Annotated in this window: 12 protein-coding genes; all 12 read left to right on the top strand. The window is 46.4% G+C overall.

Annotated features, from left to right (window positions below):
* Positions 1 to 12 precede the first annotated feature (12 nt).
* The 12 genes from RT269_RS00440 (at position 13) to RT269_RS00385 (ending at position 19222) form a co-directional block, all read left to right on the top strand.
* A complete protein-coding gene (locus tag RT269_RS00440; protein ID WP_313180040.1) occupies positions 13 to 2184 on the top strand; it encodes a beta-glucosidase family protein in 2172 nt (723 codons plus the stop codon).
* A gap of 27 nt (positions 2185 to 2211) precedes the next feature.
* The gene (yicI, locus tag RT269_RS00435; RefSeq protein ID WP_313180039.1) at positions 2212 to 4464 is read left to right on the top strand and encodes an alpha-xylosidase; all 2253 of its coding nucleotides are present in this window, start codon (positions 2212 to 2214) and stop codon (positions 4462 to 4464) included.
* A 272-nt stretch (positions 4465 to 4736) separates the two neighbouring features.
* Positions 4737 to 6047 (top strand): extracellular solute-binding protein, encoded by a 1311-nt coding sequence (locus RT269_RS00430; protein WP_313180038.1) that lies wholly within the window; start codon positions 4737 to 4739, stop codon positions 6045 to 6047.
* A 10-nt stretch (positions 6048 to 6057) separates the two neighbouring features.
* Complete coding sequence (locus tag RT269_RS00425; protein ID WP_313180037.1) at positions 6058 to 6942, top strand: carbohydrate ABC transporter permease; 885 nt, start codon at positions 6058 to 6060, stop codon at positions 6940 to 6942.
* On the top strand, positions 6939 to 7775 hold the full coding sequence (locus RT269_RS00420) for a carbohydrate ABC transporter permease (protein WP_313180036.1): 837 nt from the start codon (positions 6939 to 6941) through the stop codon (positions 7773 to 7775). Before RT269_RS00425 ends, RT269_RS00420 begins: the two co-directional genes overlap by 4 nt.
* Positions 7776 to 7854: 79 nt before the next feature.
* On the top strand, positions 7855 to 9582 hold the full coding sequence (locus tag RT269_RS00415; protein ID WP_313180035.1) for a cache domain-containing sensor histidine kinase: 1728 nt from the start codon (positions 7855 to 7857) through the stop codon (positions 9580 to 9582).
* Positions 9579 to 11183, top strand: coding sequence for a response regulator (locus RT269_RS00410; RefSeq protein ID WP_313180034.1), 1605 nt, complete (start codon positions 9579 to 9581; stop codon positions 11181 to 11183). The genes RT269_RS00415 and RT269_RS00410 overlap by 4 nt, the downstream gene beginning before the upstream one ends.
* Positions 11184 to 11283: 100 nt before the next feature.
* Positions 11284 to 13380 (top strand): beta-galactosidase, encoded by a 2097-nt coding sequence (locus tag RT269_RS00405; RefSeq protein WP_313180033.1) that lies wholly within the window; start codon positions 11284 to 11286, stop codon positions 13378 to 13380.
* A complete protein-coding gene (locus RT269_RS00400; RefSeq protein ID WP_313180032.1) occupies positions 13377 to 14282 on the top strand; it encodes an ROK family protein in 906 nt (301 codons plus the stop codon). The genes RT269_RS00405 and RT269_RS00400 overlap by 4 nt, the downstream gene beginning before the upstream one ends.
* An 11-nt stretch (positions 14283 to 14293) precedes the next feature.
* Complete coding sequence (locus tag RT269_RS00395; RefSeq protein ID WP_313180031.1) at positions 14294 to 15676, top strand: glycoside hydrolase family 1 protein; 1383 nt, start codon at positions 14294 to 14296, stop codon at positions 15674 to 15676.
* 31 nt (positions 15677 to 15707) lie between these two features.
* Positions 15708 to 16850 (top strand): type I phosphomannose isomerase catalytic subunit, encoded by a 1143-nt coding sequence (locus RT269_RS00390; RefSeq protein WP_313180030.1) that lies wholly within the window; start codon positions 15708 to 15710, stop codon positions 16848 to 16850.
* A 431-nt stretch (positions 16851 to 17281) separates the two neighbouring features.
* On the top strand, positions 17282 to 19222 hold the full coding sequence (locus tag RT269_RS00385; protein WP_313180029.1) for a BglG family transcription antiterminator: 1941 nt from the start codon (positions 17282 to 17284) through the stop codon (positions 19220 to 19222).
* The last annotated feature ends 10 nt before the right edge of the window (positions 19223 to 19232 follow it).

The raw sequence follows: 19232 nt of genomic DNA, 5'->3' as shown, positions 1-19232 counted from the left end.
CAGGAGGAAAGGATGGAACGGTATCAGATCGAAGAATTGATAAAAGAATTGACGCTGGAAGAAAAAATAGGCATGATTCACGGGCAGGGGATTTTTCATACCAAGGGGGTGGAACGTCTTGGGATTCCTCCTCTTTGGATGTCCGACGGACCTATGGGGGTGAGAAAGGAGCTTCAGGATGACAATTGGAATCCAAAAGGAACCACCGATGACTTTGTGTCTTATCTGCCAGGCAATCTTGCATTGGCCTGTACCTGGAATCCGGAATGTGCCAAAAAGGCGGGGCGGGTTTTGGGAGAGGAAGCAAGAGGACGCGGGAAAGATGTCATACTGGCCCCTGGAATCAATATCATACGGACGCCTGTTTGCGGCAGAAATTTTGAATATATGAGTGAGGATCCCTATCTGATTTCCAGGCTGGCTGTTCCGCTGATACAGGGAATACAGGAACAGGATACGGCTGCCTGTGTCAAACATTTTGCATTGAATAACCAGGAGACAAGAAGGCTTGATGTGGAAGCAGAAGTGGATGACAGGACGCTTCGGGAAATCTATTTGCCCGGCTTTGAGGCATCGGTAACAGAAGGGAAGACCAGAACGCTGATGGGCGCTTACAACCGTTATCTGGGCGAACACTGTTGTCATAACAAAAGGCTGCTCTGTGATATTTTAAGGGATGAATGGGAGTTTGACGGGGTAGTTATCTCTGACTGGGGTGGTGTTCATGATACGGTACAGGCAGCGGAGCATGGATTGGATATTGAAATGTCAGTGACCGACTGTTTTGACCAATACTATATGGCAGACCCTCTTCTATCTAAGGTTCGGGCAGGGGAGATCGGGGAAGCACGGATCAATGAGAAAGTGAAGAATATTCTGGTGCTGATGGACCGGCTTCATATGCTGGATGGAGAACGGAAAGCAGGAACCTATAACAGCCGGCAGAGCCAGGAAACTATACTGGATTGCGCAAGAGAGGCTGTGGTTCTGCTTAAAAATGAAGAAAGCCTTCTTCCCCTAGATTTAACCGGAAAGAAGCATCTGGCCGTTATTGGAGAAAATGCAGTGAAGGTCCACTCCAACGGCGGAGGAAGCGCGGCCATTAAAGCGTTGTATGAGATTTCCCCTTTGCTGGGATTGAAGACGGAGCTTGGAGGAAGCGTTTCTATTACTTATGCCCCAGGATATACCAGCCAGGTCTCTCAAACAGAGGAAGAGGAAAACTGGCAGTCCTCCAGTCTGGAAGACAGAATTTACAAGGAGGCTTTCCATGAGGAGATTGACGGCAGCCTGGAATTGCAGAGAGATGCCTTGATTAAAGAAGCTGTGGAACTGGCTGCAAGGAACGAAAACGTTTTGTTATTCTGCGGACTGAATCATGAGTTTGACCTGGAAGGATGTGACCGCAGGGATATGAAGCTCCCTTATGGACAGGAACGGCTGATTTCCGCAGTCCTGGATGCCAATGAAAATACGGTTATTGTGGTGATTGCCGGTTCACCGGTGGATATGGAAGCGTTTGCAGACCGGGCGAAAGCCATTGTTTACAGCAGCTACAATGGAATGGAAGGCGGCCGTGCCATGGCGGAGGTTCTGCTGGGAAAGGTGAATCCGTCGGGAAAACTGCCCTTTACCATACCGGGAGCCCTGGAAGATTGTCCTGCCCATGCCCTTGGGGAATTTCCGGGAGGTGATACGGTCCGGTATAAGGAAGGGGTATTTGTGGGTTACCGGTATTATGAGACGGAGAAGAAAGCGGTTCGTTACTGCTTTGGACATGGGTTGTCCTATGCTGCATTTGAATATGATTCTCTGGAGGTGGTTTCAGAGGAAGAGGGCTGCAAAGTAAGAGTGGAGATCCGCAATACCGGAAGCCGTTCCGGTGCGGAGACGGTTCAGGTCTATGTAAAAGCAGAGGGAAGGGAAATCAGCCGTCCGGCCATGGAACTGAGAGCTTTTAAAAAGACGGTTCTGGAACCGGGAGAAAGTAAGGCATTGGACTTTTATCTGGATAGGAAAGCATTTTCCTATTACAGCGAAGCGTGTTCCGCTTTCCGGGTGCCGGAGGACCGGTATGAAATCTGTGTTGGAAGTTCTGTATCGGATATCCGGTTTTTCAGGGAGGTATCTGTAAAGGCGGGGACGCTTTTACAGGCTGTCTCAGACGGTGGAAACATGGTATAAAATAACATGGATAGAAGGAGAATTGATATGAAGTTTACCAAGGGATACTGGCAGATACGCGAGGAAATCACGCCGCTTTATGCGGTAGAATATGGGGACAGCCGGATACAGGGAAGCGGGCTGATGGTGTATGCTCCGGCAAAACATATCACAAATAGAGGAGATTGTCTGAATCTGGGGATGCTGACGGTGCGTCTGTCAAGTCCGATGGAGGATGTTATCAAAGTATCTGTCAGTCATTTTGACGGAACACAGTACAAGGGTCCATTTGCTGATATAACCGACGAGAATCCAGAAATTCTGATCGAAGAAAGGCCGGGAGAAATCATTTACCAGACAGGAAGCACGAAGGCTGTGATTGATAAACGACCGGATTCCTGGGGAATCAGGTTCTACGATGGGGACCGGGAGCTGACCAATACAGGATTTCGCAATATGGCCTATATGTCCAACCGGGATTCCGGGCACAGCTATACGGTAGAGCAGCTGGCTTTGGATGTGGATGAGTATGTGTATGGCTTAGGAGAGCGTTTCACCCCATTTGTCAAGAACGGACAGATGGTGGAGATGTGGAACGAAGACGGGGGAACCGCCAGTGAAATCTCATATAAAAATGTTCCTTTTTATATTACCAATAAAGGCTATGGCATCCTTCTGGACAATGAGGGGGATGCATCCTTTGAAATCGCCAGTGAAAAGGTGGAAAGGGTTCAATTTTCCGTAGAAGGAGAACGTCTTGACTATTATGTAATCAATGGCAGCACTCCTAAGGGAACCATTCAAAAATATACAGAGCTGACCGGAAAACCGGCATTGCCACCGGCCTGGTCATTCGGGCTCTGGCTGACTACATCCTTTACAACGGATTATGATGAAGCAACCACATCAAACTTTATTCAGGGGATGGCGGATCGTGACATTCCTCTGCATGTGTTCCATTTTGACTGCTACTGGATGGAGGCCTATGAATGGTGCAATTTCACCTGGGATCCAAAAACTTTTCCAGATCCTGAGGGGATGCTGAAGCGCTATCATGACAGGGGGTTAAAAATCTGTGTATGGATCAATCCTTATATCGGCCAGAAGTCGCCGCTTTTTGCAGAGGGGATGAAGCAAGGTTATCTGGTAAAGAAATACAATGGAGATGTATGGCAGACAGACCTGTGGCAGGCAGGGATGGGACTGGTGGATTTCACCAATCCGGAGGCCGTTGCCTGGTATCAGGGTAAGCTTAAGGCACTTCTGGATATGGGAGTGGATTGTTTCAAGACGGATTTTGGCGAAAGAATTCCGGTCAAGGATATTGCTTATTTTGACGGCTCTGATCCGGTGAAAATGCATAACTACTATACATATCTTTATAATCAGGCAGTTTTTGAGCTTTTGGAAAAGGAACGGGGAGCAGTGGAAGCTGTATTGTTTGCCCGTTCCGCTACCGTAGGCGGACAGAAATTCCCCGTACACTGGGGCGGCGACTGCTCTGCAAATTATCCATCCATGGCAGAAACCCTGCGCAGCGGATTGTCCCTTGCCTGTGCAGGCTTTGGATACTGGAGCCATGATATCAGCGGATTTGAGAGCACGGCACCGGCGGATGTGTACAAGAGATGGTGCCAGTTCGGCCTCATGAGCTCCCACAGCCGACTCCATGGCTCTTCCTCCTACCGTGTCCCGTGGTTATTTGATGATGAGGCGTGTGATGTTTTACGGAAATTTGTGAAGCTGAAATGCCGGCTCATGCCTTATCTTTACCGCCAGGCGGTGCTGTCTCATGAAGAAGGCATCCCGATGATGCGGCCCATGTTTGTGGAATTTCCCAAAGACCGGGCGTGTGAACCCCTGGATAAGCAGTATATGATGGGAGATTCCCTGCTGGCAGCACCGGTTTTTAAGGAAAGCGGAGAAGTGGAATATTATCTTCCGGAGGGCAAATGGTATAATATTCTGACCAGTCAGGTGATCGAGGGAGGAAGATGGCAGAAAGAGCATCATGATTTCTTTACCATGCCGCTTCTGATACGGCCAAATTCTATACTGGCAGCAGGAAGCTGTGATGATAAGCCGGATTATGATTACAGTGATGGTGTGACCCTGTATCTGTCCGTGTTTGAGGACGGTGCGGAAGGGAGTGCATCGGTTACGGATTTGGATGGAAACATTGTTATGACGGCAGAAGCCAGAAGAGAAGGCAATGCCATTATCCTCCATGTGGAAGGGGGAAAAGGAAACTGGTCTTATCAAACTCTTGGGGATGAAAAGGTTCAGGTGGTTGTTAAATAAAAAACAATACGGGCTGAAAGAACAAGGGCTGTGGCAGAAAGGAAATTTGCCGCAGTCCTCGCCTGCTTTTTATCAGCCATCCTCTCTCAAGTCCAAGGCTGCCCGTTCCATCATTAGCCGTAAGTAACGATCTATCATCTGATAGTTCTGCCCGGAATGTGTAGAATATCATACTTTTTTATAGATACACCCCCTTAAAACTTTTGCAGGCACTTGTTATAATTTCGATAAATGAACGAAGCAGGTTCTAAGCAAAAAGGAGGATCATTCTTATGAGAAACAAAATTTGGATGCGGCTGGCCAGTCTGGCCTGTGCCGGAATCATGGGGGTCACATTGACAGGATGCGGACAGAAAGCGCCGGAGGCAGCAGGAGAGAAGGTAGAGATCTCCATGCTGGATTTCTTTATTCCAGGGGAAGGGGTCACAAAGGCAATGAAGCCCTTACTGGATAAGTACTTAGCGGAGCACCCCAATGTGACAATTGATGAAGAATCGGTTTCCAATGCGGATCTGGCGACCAAGGTACAGACCCTGGCCGCAGGAGAAGAGCTGCCGGACATCTTTATGATTAAGGGTCAGATGGCGGAGACATTTGTGGAAAACGGAAAAGTATATTCCTTAAGTGAAGCCTTAAACAGCGACTCAGCCTGGAAGGATAATTTTAAAGAAGGAGTATTTTCAAACTTTACAATCGGGGAAAACATCTATGCTGTGCCATTTCAGGTAACAAATACCTGTGTATTTTATAACACGGATTTATTTAAGCAGGCAGGGATCCAGGAATTTCCGGGGACATGGTCTGAGCTGCTGGATATCATTCCAAAGCTTAAAGAAATCGGCGTGACCCCCATTGTGCTTGGAAATAAGGAAAAATGGAATGCAGAATCCGTTATTATGAGCACCCTGGGCAACCGTTTAACAGGAGATGAATGGTATCAGAGCATTCGTGACCGCAGTGGGGCGAAGTTTACAGATCCTGAGTTTGTGCAGTCTTTACAGGCATTCAGTGACCTGGCTGCTGCAGGGGCGTTCAATGAGGATGTAAACAGCATTGACGGCGCGCAGCAGAGACAGTTATATATGAATGGAAAAGCAGCCATTACCATTGACGGAAGCTGGGCCATCGCAAACTTCGATGAGAATTGTCCGGAAGAAGTGAAAAATGTAACGGAAATGGCGGCTCTCCCCATGGTAGAAGGCGGAAAGGGAAATCCGGAGACCATTACCGGAGGCGCCGGATGGGCTCTTGCAGTAAATTCCAAGATTACGGAGGAAAAAAAGGCAGTAGTCATAGATATATTAAAAGCAATGACAGGACCGGAATACGGTACGGCTGCAATAGAAGAAGGAACCCTGACTGCAGTGAAACCGGGAGAGGAAGTTAAGATCGAAAAGAACATAGCTGCAAAGTTTGATGTTTTTGCAAAGGACAGACCGTTTATTCCTGTTTATGACCATCAGTTAAGTTCCGGTGTGATTGATGTGATGCAAAGCGGGCTTCAGGAACTGTTGATCGGAAGGGTAGCTCCAGAGGAACTGGCGCAGAGGATTCAGGCGGAATATGAAAACAACGGAAAGTGAGTGACAGGAAATGAGTAAGGCATTAAGACCTAAAAACATAGTAATCTACGGTTTGCTTGCTCCTGGACTGGCTGTCTTCGTACTCTGCTGCATCGCTCCCTTGTTTGTGGCAGTTTATAACAGCTTCTTTGACTGGGATGGAGGTCCGGTGAAACGATTTGTCGGGTTTCAGAATTATGTGGAGCTGGTACAGGACAGGGCATTTTGGAGCGCATTTAAAAATAACCTGACCTTTATCTTCTGGACGGTGCTGGGACAGATCGGAATTGCCTTTCTCATTGCCATGCTTCTCCAGTCCAGAATATTAAAATTTAAAAATTTCCATAGAACGGTTATCTTTTTCCCGGTGGTATTGTCGGCTGTCGTAGTAGGATTTTTATGGAGGATCATGTATAATTCCGAATACGGTATCGTGAATACGCTGATGCGTGCTGCTGGGCTGGGAAATTTCATACAGCTGTGGCTGGATGACCCGGATATCGTAATCGGTTCCCTGGCGATTCCAAAGGTCTGGCAGTTTGTCGGATACTATTTAATCATTCTGCTGGCAGCGATCCAGGGGATTGACCAGAGCGTTTTAGAGGTTGCGGAATTAGACGGAGCTACCGGCTGGAAAAAGTCCAGGTACATTGTAGTGCCTCTCATCAAAAACACGTTGATGGTGACCATTATGCTATGCATATCCGGTAATATGAAGACCTTTGACCAGATCTTTGTAATGACGGGCGGCGGTCCGGGAACCAGTTCAGAGGTAGTAGCCCTTTATGCCTATAACGTATCCATGAACCGCATGCGTTACGGCTATGGCAGCACGGCGGCTATTGGAATTCTGATTCTAAGTCTGGGGCTGATCATGCTCAGCAGGCTGGCTGGAAGAAAAAAGGAGGAATCATGATGAAAAGGGCCTGGGGTATGTTTCAAGGGGTTGTGGCAAATGTGTTTGTAGCGCTGTTTTCCATCACCTGTATTTTCCCGATCATTTGGATGATTTATTCCTCCCTGAAAACGGATAAGGAGTTTTCCCTTAACATATTAAGCCTTCCTGCCAAGCCGGAGTTTGGAAATTATTCCAGAGCGATCACTGAAGGCAGAATCGGTTCCTATTTCATGAACAGTATGTTCAATACCCTGTCAGCCCTAGTTGTGGTGCTGGTGATTTCCTTTATCACAGGCTATTGTATTTCCAGATTCCGCTTTAAGGGAAGAACTTTTATCTACTATATGTTTCTTTCCGGCATGCTCATTCCCATCTATGCCCTGCTGATCCCCATCTTTGTGGAGTTTAAAACCCTGGGATTGCTAAACAAGAAATTTACGCTGATCCTTCCTTACATAGCCTTTGCTCTGCCTACGGGAGTGTTCCTGGTGGAAAGTTCCGTTGAGAGCGTGCCGATAGAAGTAGAAGAGGCCGCATGTATCGATGGAAGTTCTTTTTTAAATACGATGTTCCGGATCGTTATGCCCATGTGCAAGCCGGTTTTATCCACCGTTGCCATTTTGACATTCCTTCATACATGGAATGAATTTCCTCTGGCATTAGTGCTTATAAGAAGCAATGCACTGAAGACGATGCCCATCGGTCTTACTAATTTTGTGGGATCTTACACCGTTAATTACCCGCTGATGCTAGCGGCACTGGTGGTTTCCACCTTACCGGTTGTAATTATGTATTTGTTGTTTTATAATCAAATTATGAAAGGTATGACCGCAGGAGCAGTGAAAGGTTAATATTGTTGGAGTAATGTTTAGGCAAGCCGGAATAGGGCTTGTCTAAACTTGTTTTTCTTCGTTTACAAAAGGAGCAGGTATGAAGACTTGGTATAGAAATATATTTGGAAGTTTGCAAATGGCAATATTTGCCATGGTTCTGGTGCTGATACTGATTCCTACCATGATTCTTGGGGTGATTTCCTACGGACAGTACCGAAAGATCATCACAGAAAATGCAACGACCCTGAATCAGAATAATACGACCCAGATCGCCGCTAATATGGAAGGAATCATGAGAAACGTGGGGAACAATTCTCTTTCCTTTTTCCAGAATGAAAGAGTGAGGAATTTTCTCCTTGCCCAGGGGGAAGAAAACATGGAAAGCGCTGCCTATGATCTGGACCGCTACGTCAGGAACCAGCTTAGCTATGAGGAGTATGTTTATGCGGTGGATTTTGTCCGCATGGACGGAAATCGGTACAGTTCCAACTCCATCACCGATGGAATCAGCAAAGAGCTTCAGGAAAAACTGCTGGAAGAGAAAGGACATGCTGTTTTTCTGACAGATATTAAAGTCAGCCCGGATTGGGGGAGCAACCGGGAAGAACTGTACGGATATGCCAGATGTATCAATGATATCAATGACATTGGGACAACCATTGGATTCCAGAAAATCTATATAAAGAAGAGTGTACTGGGGCGGCTGCTATCTGACCAGATGTCAGAGGGTGAGGCTTACTACGTGATAGAAGATGGAATCATACGGATTTCTACGGAGCAGGAAACAGAGGGCTGGGAGATCACCAGAAGATTTCCGGGCCTTAAGCTGGAATCCGGCGAAAACCATGAGGGTGATCTGGTCTATGCCAGGGTGAAATACCCAGGCTGGTATGTAATAAAGAAGATTTCTCCCTTTCAGGTGGAGGATGATGCGTCGGTGGTGCGCCAGCTTCTGATTTCTACAGGCATTTTAGCGGTAATTCTTTGCGGGATCATGGGCTTTTTCCTGTCCCGGTTTGTGATAAAGCCTCTGGGAGATTTAGAATCATCCATGAGGAATCTGGAAGAGAATGATTTTAAAAGGAAGCTTCCGGAAAATGGCTACAGAGAGATATCCGTCCTTTCTAGGGCCTTTAACCGGATGACTCTTCGCCTGGATGAGCTGGTAAACCAGGTATACCGGGCGGAAATCCGGGAAAAGGATGCACAGATCCGTGCCATGCAGGCATACATTAATCCTCATTTTCTTTATAATACCCTGGATACGATCTGCTGGATGAGCCGGATGGAGCAGGCATTTGAAACCTGCAGTCTCATTGAGGCATTGTCAAAGCTGTTCCGCACTTCTGTGAAGGATACCAGTAAAACCACCACAGTGGCTGAGGAGATGGAGCATATACAGAATTATATTAAGATCCAGGGGTGCAGGTATACGGATACCATTGAATTCCAGATTTTAATTGAGCCGGGAACAGAGGATTGCGAGACCGTGCGGTTTGCCCTGCAGCCTCTTGTGGAAAATGCCATTGTCCACGGAATGGGGGAACAGGAGCATCCTGGCATGGTCCGGATCCGGTCGGAGAGACGGGGAGAGGATCTGGTTTTATCCGTAGAGGATGAAGGCAAAGGCGCCGATGTGGAAGAACTTACCCGACTTCTGGAGGGAGATGTGGAGGGCCTTCGGGGAATGGCTTTATTCAATGTCCATGAGAGGGTAAAGCTGTGCTTTGGAGCCGGCTATGGAATTCATATTCGGGAAAGAGAAGGCAAAGGACTGGCGGTAGAAGTAATTCAGCCGTTTTTAAAAAGGGGAGAAGGGATATGATCCGACTGATGATAGTGGATGATGAACCCATCATCCGGGAAGGGATGATGACCATCATTGATTGGGAGAGTCTGGGTGTTATAGTGGTTGGTACCGTGGGAAATGGACGGGATGGACTGGCAAGAGCCATGGTGGAAAAGCCGGATATTGTAATCACGGATATCCGGATGCCGGTAGTGGATGGAATCAAATTTTCTGAGGAATTGCATACAAAGCTTCCGAAGACACGGATCGTATTCCTTACCGGGTACAATGATTTTGAATATACCCGCCATGCCGTGAGGATAGGGGCTGCAGACTATCTCTTAAAACCAGTCAATACAGAAGAGCTGACCGGGCTGATCAAAAGGCTGGTGAATGAGATCATCAGGGAGAGCAGGGAGTTTGAAAACCGTAGCCAGAGGGCGGTTCTTTTGAAAGAAAATCTGCCACTGATGCGCAGCCGTTGTGTCCATGATTTTATGTGGGGAAAGACGGAGGAAAAAAGGTTTCTGGAACGGGCCGGGTTTCTCGGCATTCCGTTAACGGAAGAAAATCTCCGGATCGTCATTTTTTGCATTGACTATTATTTTCAGCTTCTTGCCAATGGGGAACGGGAAGCAGATTTGCTTAAGTACGCCCTGTCCAATGTGGCCGAAGAGCTTGTGGGACGGTTGGGAAATATCTGTGTCTGTGATGAGGGAGAAGCCAGGCTGATGGTTCTTTTGTGTTCCGGGGAAGACACCAAAGAGGTGGCAAGGAGTGCCAGGGAGGTTCAGTTTTATTTAAGAAAGCATTATGGAGTTTCCGTTTCCGTCGGAATCGGAAAGCTGGTGTCAGAGTGGGGGGATTTAAAGCTTTCCTACCAGAATGCGGATGAAGCGCTGGAAGGGCGTATGAAACAGGGCAGCAGCCAGATCATTGCCAGGGAAAAGTCTCAGGGAAGCTTACGGGAGGAAAAGATATTCATAACTTCTGAGGAAGAAGCTGAACTGAAAAATGCGGTCACACTTCTGGACCGGCGGAAGATTTATGACACGCTGGAAGAGATATTTCAAAAATATGTTATGGAACAGGAGGTGGGACGAAAGGCAGTAGAACAGTTCTGCATGTATCTGGTGTTAATCGCTATGCGGGAGGTTCAGCGTTTCCAGCTGGCTCCGGAGCAGGTTCTCGGGCAAAATTACTATTATTATGAAGAGATTTCCAAATATGAAACTGCGGACGATCTGGAAATGTGGCTGAAGGATATCTATAGTTCCGTACTTCAGGCGGTGGGAGGCCGGAGAAACAGCAAATACAAGGGAATCGTAACAAACGGAATTGCTTATGCCCAGGATCATTTTTCAGAAAGTCTTCAGGTGGCGGATGTGGCAAAAGCGGTCTATGTGACACCTAATTATTTCAGTAAGATTTTTAAGGAGGAAACAGGAGAGAACTTCACCGACTGGTTAAACAAGTTCCGCATCGAGCTGGCAAAAAAGCGGATGGAAAAGGAGCCGGAAACAAAGATATACACCATTGCAGAAGAATGCGGATTCAGTGATTACAAATACTTTGCCTTTATTTTCAAGAAATATACCGGGTATACGCCTACATCTTACCGGAATATGATCGTGTAGAATATGAAACCTTAATGTAGAATATCAGGTTTATGGTTTTCTGATGGCCTTTATAATGGAAGATATTATCGAAAACAAAAAGATGAATAAGGAGGACATCATGGATCAATTTTTATTTGGGGCGGTCTATATTATTGAGCAGGATTATACACAGGAGGAGATCCGGAGAGATTTGTCTTATATGAAAGATTGCGGCTTTAATTTAGTCACTCTCTGGCCGGTATGCAATCCATGGCTTAGCCAGGACAGCCATCAGTGGATATTCACCCAGACCAGGCAGGTGCTTGATGAGTGTGAAGCCCTGGGGATAAAGGCTATCCTGCAGCTCTTTGGACAGAATCAGGCTCAGGAATTTATGCCGGACAGTGCCTTGACGGAGGATATGCTGGTCTATGATGAAAGAGGAGAGCATATCAATGAAAATTGTTTCTGGGCCAACTTAAATCATCCGGTGGTACGGGATTATATGGACCGGTATTTCCGGGAAGCGATCACCTCGCTTCGGGACCACAAGGCTGTTTACGGCTACGATGTGTTTAATGAAGCACATTTTAGAAGCGATGACCCTTATACCATACGAAAATATCAGGAGTGGCTGAAGGAAACATACGGTACGACCACGCATTTAAACCGGGTGTGGCATAGAAGATATGAGAGTTTCGGGCAGATTTCCCCCAAAAGAAGGAGATCCCCCTACAGCATTTGGAGCAGCATCATGCCGGATCTGGAATACGAAAGGTTCCGGAGCGTAACCTTGACCCAAATCTGCAGCTTTCTCTATGAAACTGCAAGGAAATACGATACCACCCATCCGATCATCATTGATGGGACCAGCGCACAGATCCTGTCCGGGGATGTGACCCTTCGTAACAATGATGAATTTGCTACGGCAAAGATTCCCGATGTGTACGGCTCCACCTTTTATCCAAAGAGCTGGGGAAGAAATTACCGCAATACGCCCTGGACCATGTCCATGTATTATTCTGTTCCCGCAGGTGCGGCAAGGAAGGCAGGAAAACCATACATGGTCAATGAGCTTCAGACCCACACCCAGTCGGTACTGACGCCAGGTTCAGAAGTGACGCCTCAGGAATTGTATGACTGGATTCTTATGTGCATGTTCACCGGTGCCAATGGAATGCAGCTGTGGCGGTGGAGACCGTTCTTACACGGATACCAGTCCACCGGACGGGGTCTTACCAGTATGGACGGGACTCCCAATGAGCGTGCGGCGCGGGTAAAAGAGCTGATGGACTTGATCCGGGAAAATGGTGACCTATTTGACAGCTTTCAGGTGGAAAACCCGGCTGTGAAAATAGCGGTATCCTATTCTTCCAGACTTTATTTTGACGCGTTCCTAAAATGGAACAACAGCTTTTGGAGTGAGGACGTGGAAGGCTGGTACCGACTTTTCTGGAACAGAGGCTTAAATCCGGAATTTACTGACATCGAGGATTTAGAAGGCGAAGAGGCTAAGGTTCTGGTGCTGCCCTCCGCGTTAAGCATCAGTGAGGATATGGCAGAAAAGCTTACTGCATATGTGGAACGAGGGGGAATCCTCATCGCTGATGCCAGAATGGGGAGCGTAAATGAATATGGAGAGGTGCCTGCGGAAGGAATTCCGGGCAGGCATTTAAGCAGGCTTTTCGGCCTGCGGGAAGTGGATGTGGATTCCGGCCATTCCTTTTATATGAAAGATCAATGCGGCAGGGAAGAAGCGGAATCAAAGGATGATGGAATTCCTTGTAATTTCATGGAACAGCGCATAGAGGTGGATGAGGATACCCGGATCCTTGGAACCATGGAGGATGGAAGTCCGGCCGTAGTGCTCCATCCTTACGGAAAAGGCTGTACCCTGTATTTCAATTCTTTTATGGGAGTGGAACTGAAAAAACAGAACATTCCCCAGGTAGAGCAGTTGGTGATGGAGGTGATCACGAACCGGCATGATTCCCTGTTCACTGCGGAAAAGGACAGCAGGGTCCATGTGGCCTCCATCCGGTCAGAGGCTTGCCGGGCAATTTTAATCATTAATTTTAATGATACGGAGAAAGAAGTAAATCTTCATGGACTAGGGGATAAGATAGAGCTTGTTAATCTTTTAACAGGTGGTGTCTCAAAGGTTTGCGGACAAGCAAAGCTTCAGATACCAGGAAATACGGCTTATGTCTATAAATGTCAGGAGGAATTTAAGTGAAGTTGGTATTTGATGTAGGCGGAACGGCGGTAAAATACGGCGTTTCCGATGAGGAGGGAAATTTTTCTTTCACGGATTCGGTACCTACGCCGAAGACAGATGTGAAAGAATTTCTGCAAGTGACCGGAAATATTTATGATAAGGCTGTCAGGGAATATGCCCTTGACGGCGTGGCATTCAGCTTTCCGGGAGAGGTGCACAGCAGGGAAGGGGTAATAAAAGGCATCAGCGCCGTAGAGTATCTTCACGAAATCCCTTTAAAGATGATTTTGGAGGAACGGTTTGGCGGACTGCCTGTGACCATGGCCAATGATGCCAACTGCGCTGCCATGGGGGAGCTTTGGAAAGGGGTGGCAAAGGAATATCAAAATGTAGTGTTTGTGATCTGCGGTACCGGTATCGGGGGAGCAGTGATCGAACGCGGGAAGCTGGACAAGGGAGTAACCATGAACCGGGGAGAATTTGGAAATTTTCCCATGGGAGGATTTAAAGATGGCGTCCTTCTTTCCTGGAGTGATTATACCCTGGAAAAGCAAGCCAGGAAATACAACATAAGAAAGGAACCGGCAGAAGCCCCCATTGATGGGATAAAGCTGGACCAGCTTGCCCTGGAAGGGAATTTACTGGCAGAAGAACTGATGGAGGAATTCTGCTACTGGATGGCGGTGGGCTGTATAACCCTGGAATTTGCCTTTGACCCGGAACTCATTGCAATTGGCGGCGGGATCAGCGGCAATCCGGGAATCATTGACAGGATTCAAAAGACAGTGGTTTCCATGTTAAAAGGACAGCATCAGGGCTATCTGATGCCAAGGATCACAGCCTGTACAAACGGCAGCAGGGCGAATCTGTATGGAGCCCTTTATTATCATCTGTACGGAGAAACGATTGAGATAGAATAGGAGAGATGAAAATGGATTATGTATTTCCAAATGGATTTTTATGGGGAGGAGCCTCTTCCGGCCCGCAGTCAGAAGGCGGAAGCAGCGAAGGCGGACGTGTAAAATCGGAATGGGATTACTGGTTTGAAAGAGAACCGGAACGGTTTTTTGATGGAGTGGGGCCGGCAGTTACCTCTGATTTTTATCACAAATATAAGGAATATATCCAGAAGATGAGACAGGCGGGCGTGACCTCTTACCGCACCTCCATCCAATGGAGCCGGGTGATCCGTGACTGTGAGGGAACGGTGAATGAGGAAGGAGTGGCGTTCTATCATGATGTAATCAATGAAATGATTGCAAATGGAATAGAACCGATGATGTGCCTTCATCATTTTGACTTACCGGAGTACTGGGTAAAGAAAGGCGGCTTTGAGAACCGGGAAACCGTTTTTGCTTTTGCAAAATTTGCGGCAGTTTGCTTTGAACGGTTTGGGGACCGGATAAAATACTGGACCACGTTCAATGAGCCGGTCATCATTCCGGAAACGGGTTACTTATATGAGAGACATTACCCTGCAGTCTGCGATGCCAAAAAGGCGGCCCAGGTCGGGTTTCATGTACAGCTTGCCAGCAGCCTGGCGGTGGATGAATTCCGAAAAAGCGGATGCAGCGGTAAAATAGGCATCATCATCAATCTGACGCCAACCTACTGTGAAAATCCGGATAAGGCGGAAGACCGGAAAGCGGCGGATATTCTGGATTTGATTTTTAACCGTTCCTTTTTGGATCCATCCGTAAAAGGAGAATATCCGAAAGGCTTGACGGAGCTTTTGAAAGAGGAGGGCATCCTTCCGGTGATCGCAGAAGGAGATCTGGATATTATCCGAAAAAATACCATAGATTATCTGGGCGTGAATTATTATCATCCAAGGCGGGCAAAAGCCAGAACCTCCGTTTATGAGGGACCGCTGATGCCGGAAAAATATTATGAGCCGTATACGTTTGAAGGGCAGAAGATGAACACTTCCAGAGGCTGGGAGATCTATGAGCCGGCCATTTATGATATTGCTGAAAATATAAAAGAAAATTACGGAAATCTTCCCTGGTACATATCAGAAAACGGCATGGGGATTCAGGGGGAAGAGGAGTTCTTAGATGAGAACGGTGTGGTGTCAGATGATTACCGGATCGAATTTATTAAGGGGCATTTGAAATACCTGCATAAGGCCATGGAAGAAGGATGTAATTGCTTTGGATATCATTTGTGGGCGCCCTTTGACTGCTGGTCCTGGATCAATGCTTATAAAAACCGGTATGGCTTGTTAAGGGTGGACATTTATGACAACTGTAAGATTACTATGAAAAAGTCAGGAACCTGGTTTAAAGAGCTGTCAGACCGGAATGGATTTTAATTGATTGTTTGGGGAAATATGGAGGGAAATCATGGAAACAAGAAAAGATTGTCCCATTCGTCTGACAGGCTCCAGGGCCTGGAGGACTTATTTTGGGGGAAAACTGCTGGAAGAATTTCACGGAGCTAAAACAGGGGAAGACGGTCATTTCCCGGAGGAATGGATTGCTTCTCTTGTGGAGGCCAGGAACGCAGGGAGAGAAGAATTGACAGAGGGCTTGAGCATGCTGGCAGACCGGCCTTCGGTGTCTTTAAAAGAGCTGATTGAATCGGATCCCGCCGGTTATCTGGGAGAAGAGCATGCAGCGCAGCTGGGGGAAACCCTGGGGGTGCTGGTGAAGCTGATTGACTCAGCAGAGCGGCTGGCTGTCCAGGTGCATCCGGATAAAGAGAAGGCCAGGGAGCTGTTTCATTCAGAATACGGGAAAACAGAATGCTGGCATATACTTGGAGGCAGAGAAATACAGGTCGAAAAGCCTTATGTTTATCTTGGCTTTCGTCCGGGTGTGACACCAGAGCATTGGAAGGACTGCTTTCTTCGCCAGGATATCAAGGCAATACTGGAATGCCTGCACCGGTTTGAGATACAGGAGGGGGATACCATATTGATCGAAGGCGGAGTTCCTCATGCGATCGGTGCCGGTTGCTTTCTGGTGGAAATCCAGGAGCCTTCGGACTACACCATCCGGGTGGAGAGAGTGACGCCGTCAGGGTATAAAGTGGCGGATTCCATGTGCCACCAGGGACTTGGCTTTGAGAAGATGTTTGAATGCTTCCATTATGAGAATTATTCAGAAGAGGAAGCGAAGAAACGGTGGTTCATTCCGGCAAAGGTTTTAGAAGAAGAGGGGAAAAACCGCCGGATCCGTTTGGTTGGATATGAAGAGACTCCATGCTTTTGTATGGATATGATAGAAATAAAAGATGTTATGAGCCTGAAGCAGAATGGCTGCAGTGCTGTTTATGTTCTGGAGGGCGGTGGAAAACTGCTTTTGGAAGAAAGAAATGGCGTACAGGAAGCCGCTGGCCGGGAGAAGGTCTGGCAGGAAGAGGTCAAGAAGGGGGATCAGTTCTTTCTGCCTGCCGGGATACAGGCGCTTCAGTGGAAGGCTGAAGATGGAAGCTGTTTGAAGCTGATTCAGTGCTTTGGGCCGGAATTAGGTCATTCCGTTTGAGGTGGAAAGACACCGGAAATCAACGGTGATGATAAGCTGTCCAAGTGCATATGGTGAAAAATCTGTGGAGTGCAGGAATGTTATATCGCTGTATAATATAAAAGTTTGATTCAATATCCCATCGGGGCTTGTAATGGCTTCGATGGGATTATTTATTATTACTATTTGTGTCAAGATTGACATCCTTGTCCTGTTTCTGCTATTGACAGCACGCTATTAGTGAAAACAAATGTGAATATCTTATAATATTTAAGAAAACTGGAAATAACATGAGAGTTCTAATAGAAACTACTGTTGGAATTGCTAATAAACTGGAAAAAACAGTTAGAATTTTAAAATAAGAAAAAACAAATCACTAAATAGTGAAAATTGATGTTTTGCAATGAGGAAATAGTTCTCTTATAATAATCATAGAACAGGAGAGTGATTCTATGTTTTTACCTCGCGAGAAAAAATTATTGAACTTACTGTTTCGGCAGGGCAAGCCTTTAACAACGAATGAAATAGCGAATATTCTTCACATCAGTTCCCGCACCGTTAAGACGGATATCAAAAAAATCAATCAGGTACTGGAACCTCGCAACTGTTATATTATTACAAAAACAGGTGTAGGATTATGGCTGTCTTATAATCATGAAGGGAGGCATTTTTTAAACCAGATACTAAATGAAGTGAATCGCAGTTCTCCTATGAATCCTGATATGCGTAAGTTTTATGTCGCATATGAGATATTGGATGTCAATGATTATATACCGGCTGAGAAAATCTCTCAGAAATTATTTGTAAGCAGGGGAACTATTACCAATGACTTAAAGACAATGGAGCGCTTTTTTAGCAGATTCAGCCTGACATTGGACAGTAAGGCTAATCATGGGCTTCGGATTTTAGGGGAAGAACCTCAAATCCGTATGGCAAAGGCTGTTATACTGCAAAAACTGTCCGGAAGCAGTGGGAGAAAGGCGATTGAGAATGTCCGGGATTTGATGGAGGATGTTAATCTGCAGATTCTTATCAATATACTGATGGAAGCAGAATACAGCTGGAGCCGGGTTCTGGCAGACGTTTCCTTTAATATGATGATTTTTCATATGGCGGTTTCCATTCGGCATTCCCTCAAGGGTCTTCAATGTGACTATAGTCATGAAAAGCTGATGAAACTGAAGGATGAAGGTGAATGGAAAATGTCTAAGGAGATTGTCCGGAAAATTTTTGAGCATCTGTCGGTACAGCTTACGATTTATGATGTTGCCTATCTCACCCTGCAGCTCCAGGGAATGGATCAAAAGATACTGAAAAAAAATCCGGACACCGGAATCAGAAATGTTGCTGATGACAGGATTTATAATGCGATGATACTGGCAGTAGCAGATACGGAGCGTATGTTCCGGGTAGAGCTGTCAAATGACCAGCATTTTCTGGAAAGTCTGTACAGGCATTTAAAACTGTTGCTGAAACGGGTGGAAAATCATGTCACGGTTGATAATCCTATTTTACCTTTAATAAAGGAGAAGGTGGGATATGCTTTTGAGATTGCAGCATATATCTCAGAATATCTTGGTACGGCTTTTCAGTGTGTAATCAGAGAAGATGAAATCGGGAGTATCGCACTTTATGTGGCAGCAGCATTTGAGCGGCGTCAGGCGGAGCTGGAGCAGCTAAGACCCATTGTCACACTGGTCTGCGCTACCGGTTACGGAGCATCACAATTTATGACAGCCAGATTGAACAGAGAACTTCCCGAACTCATAATCAGAAAAATACTGCCGCTTAACGGGATTGAGAAAATCATTCCGGAGGAACAGGATTTTATTATTTCAACAGTACCGATGAAGCTTACGGGAGTTGATGTGATTTCTGCCTCCCCGTTTATCGGTGAGGAAGAGATTAAGCTGATTGGAGAACGCTGCCAAAAGTGGCAGCAGACAGCAAAGCTGCAGTCTGAGAGATACCCAATCTTAAACCGTTATTTAAACGATAGAATAACCATTCTTCAGTGTGACTGTAAAACGAAGGAAGAAGTGATTACATTGCTGGGAGGGCGGTTGTTTCAGGAAAAGTATGTCGATCATGAGTATGTGGATTCTGTTTTTAAGAGAGAGGAACTTTCCTCTACGTTTGTAGGGGGAGTATTTGCGATGCCTCACGCATTTGACGGGCATATTCACAAACAGGGAATTGGATTAATGACATTAAAACGACCGATTTTCTGGGAAGATGAAAAGGTACAGATTGTTTTTATGCTGGCAATAGATTCGAGGAGCAAAAAAGACTTTCAGGGGATATTCGGAGAAGTTTCCAACATGATGGAAGATCCGGTAACTCTGGAAAAGATATTGAAAGCTGACAGGTTCAGCAGACTAAAAATTGACTAGGAGAATTTGT

It is taken from the genome of Lacrimispora sp. (genome assembly GCF_032078915.1).
Taxonomy (GTDB): Bacteria; Bacillota; Clostridia; order Lachnospirales; family Lachnospiraceae; genus Lacrimispora.
Note: the sequence above shows the minus strand (reverse complement) of the source record. Positions and strands in the feature narration are given on the sequence as shown.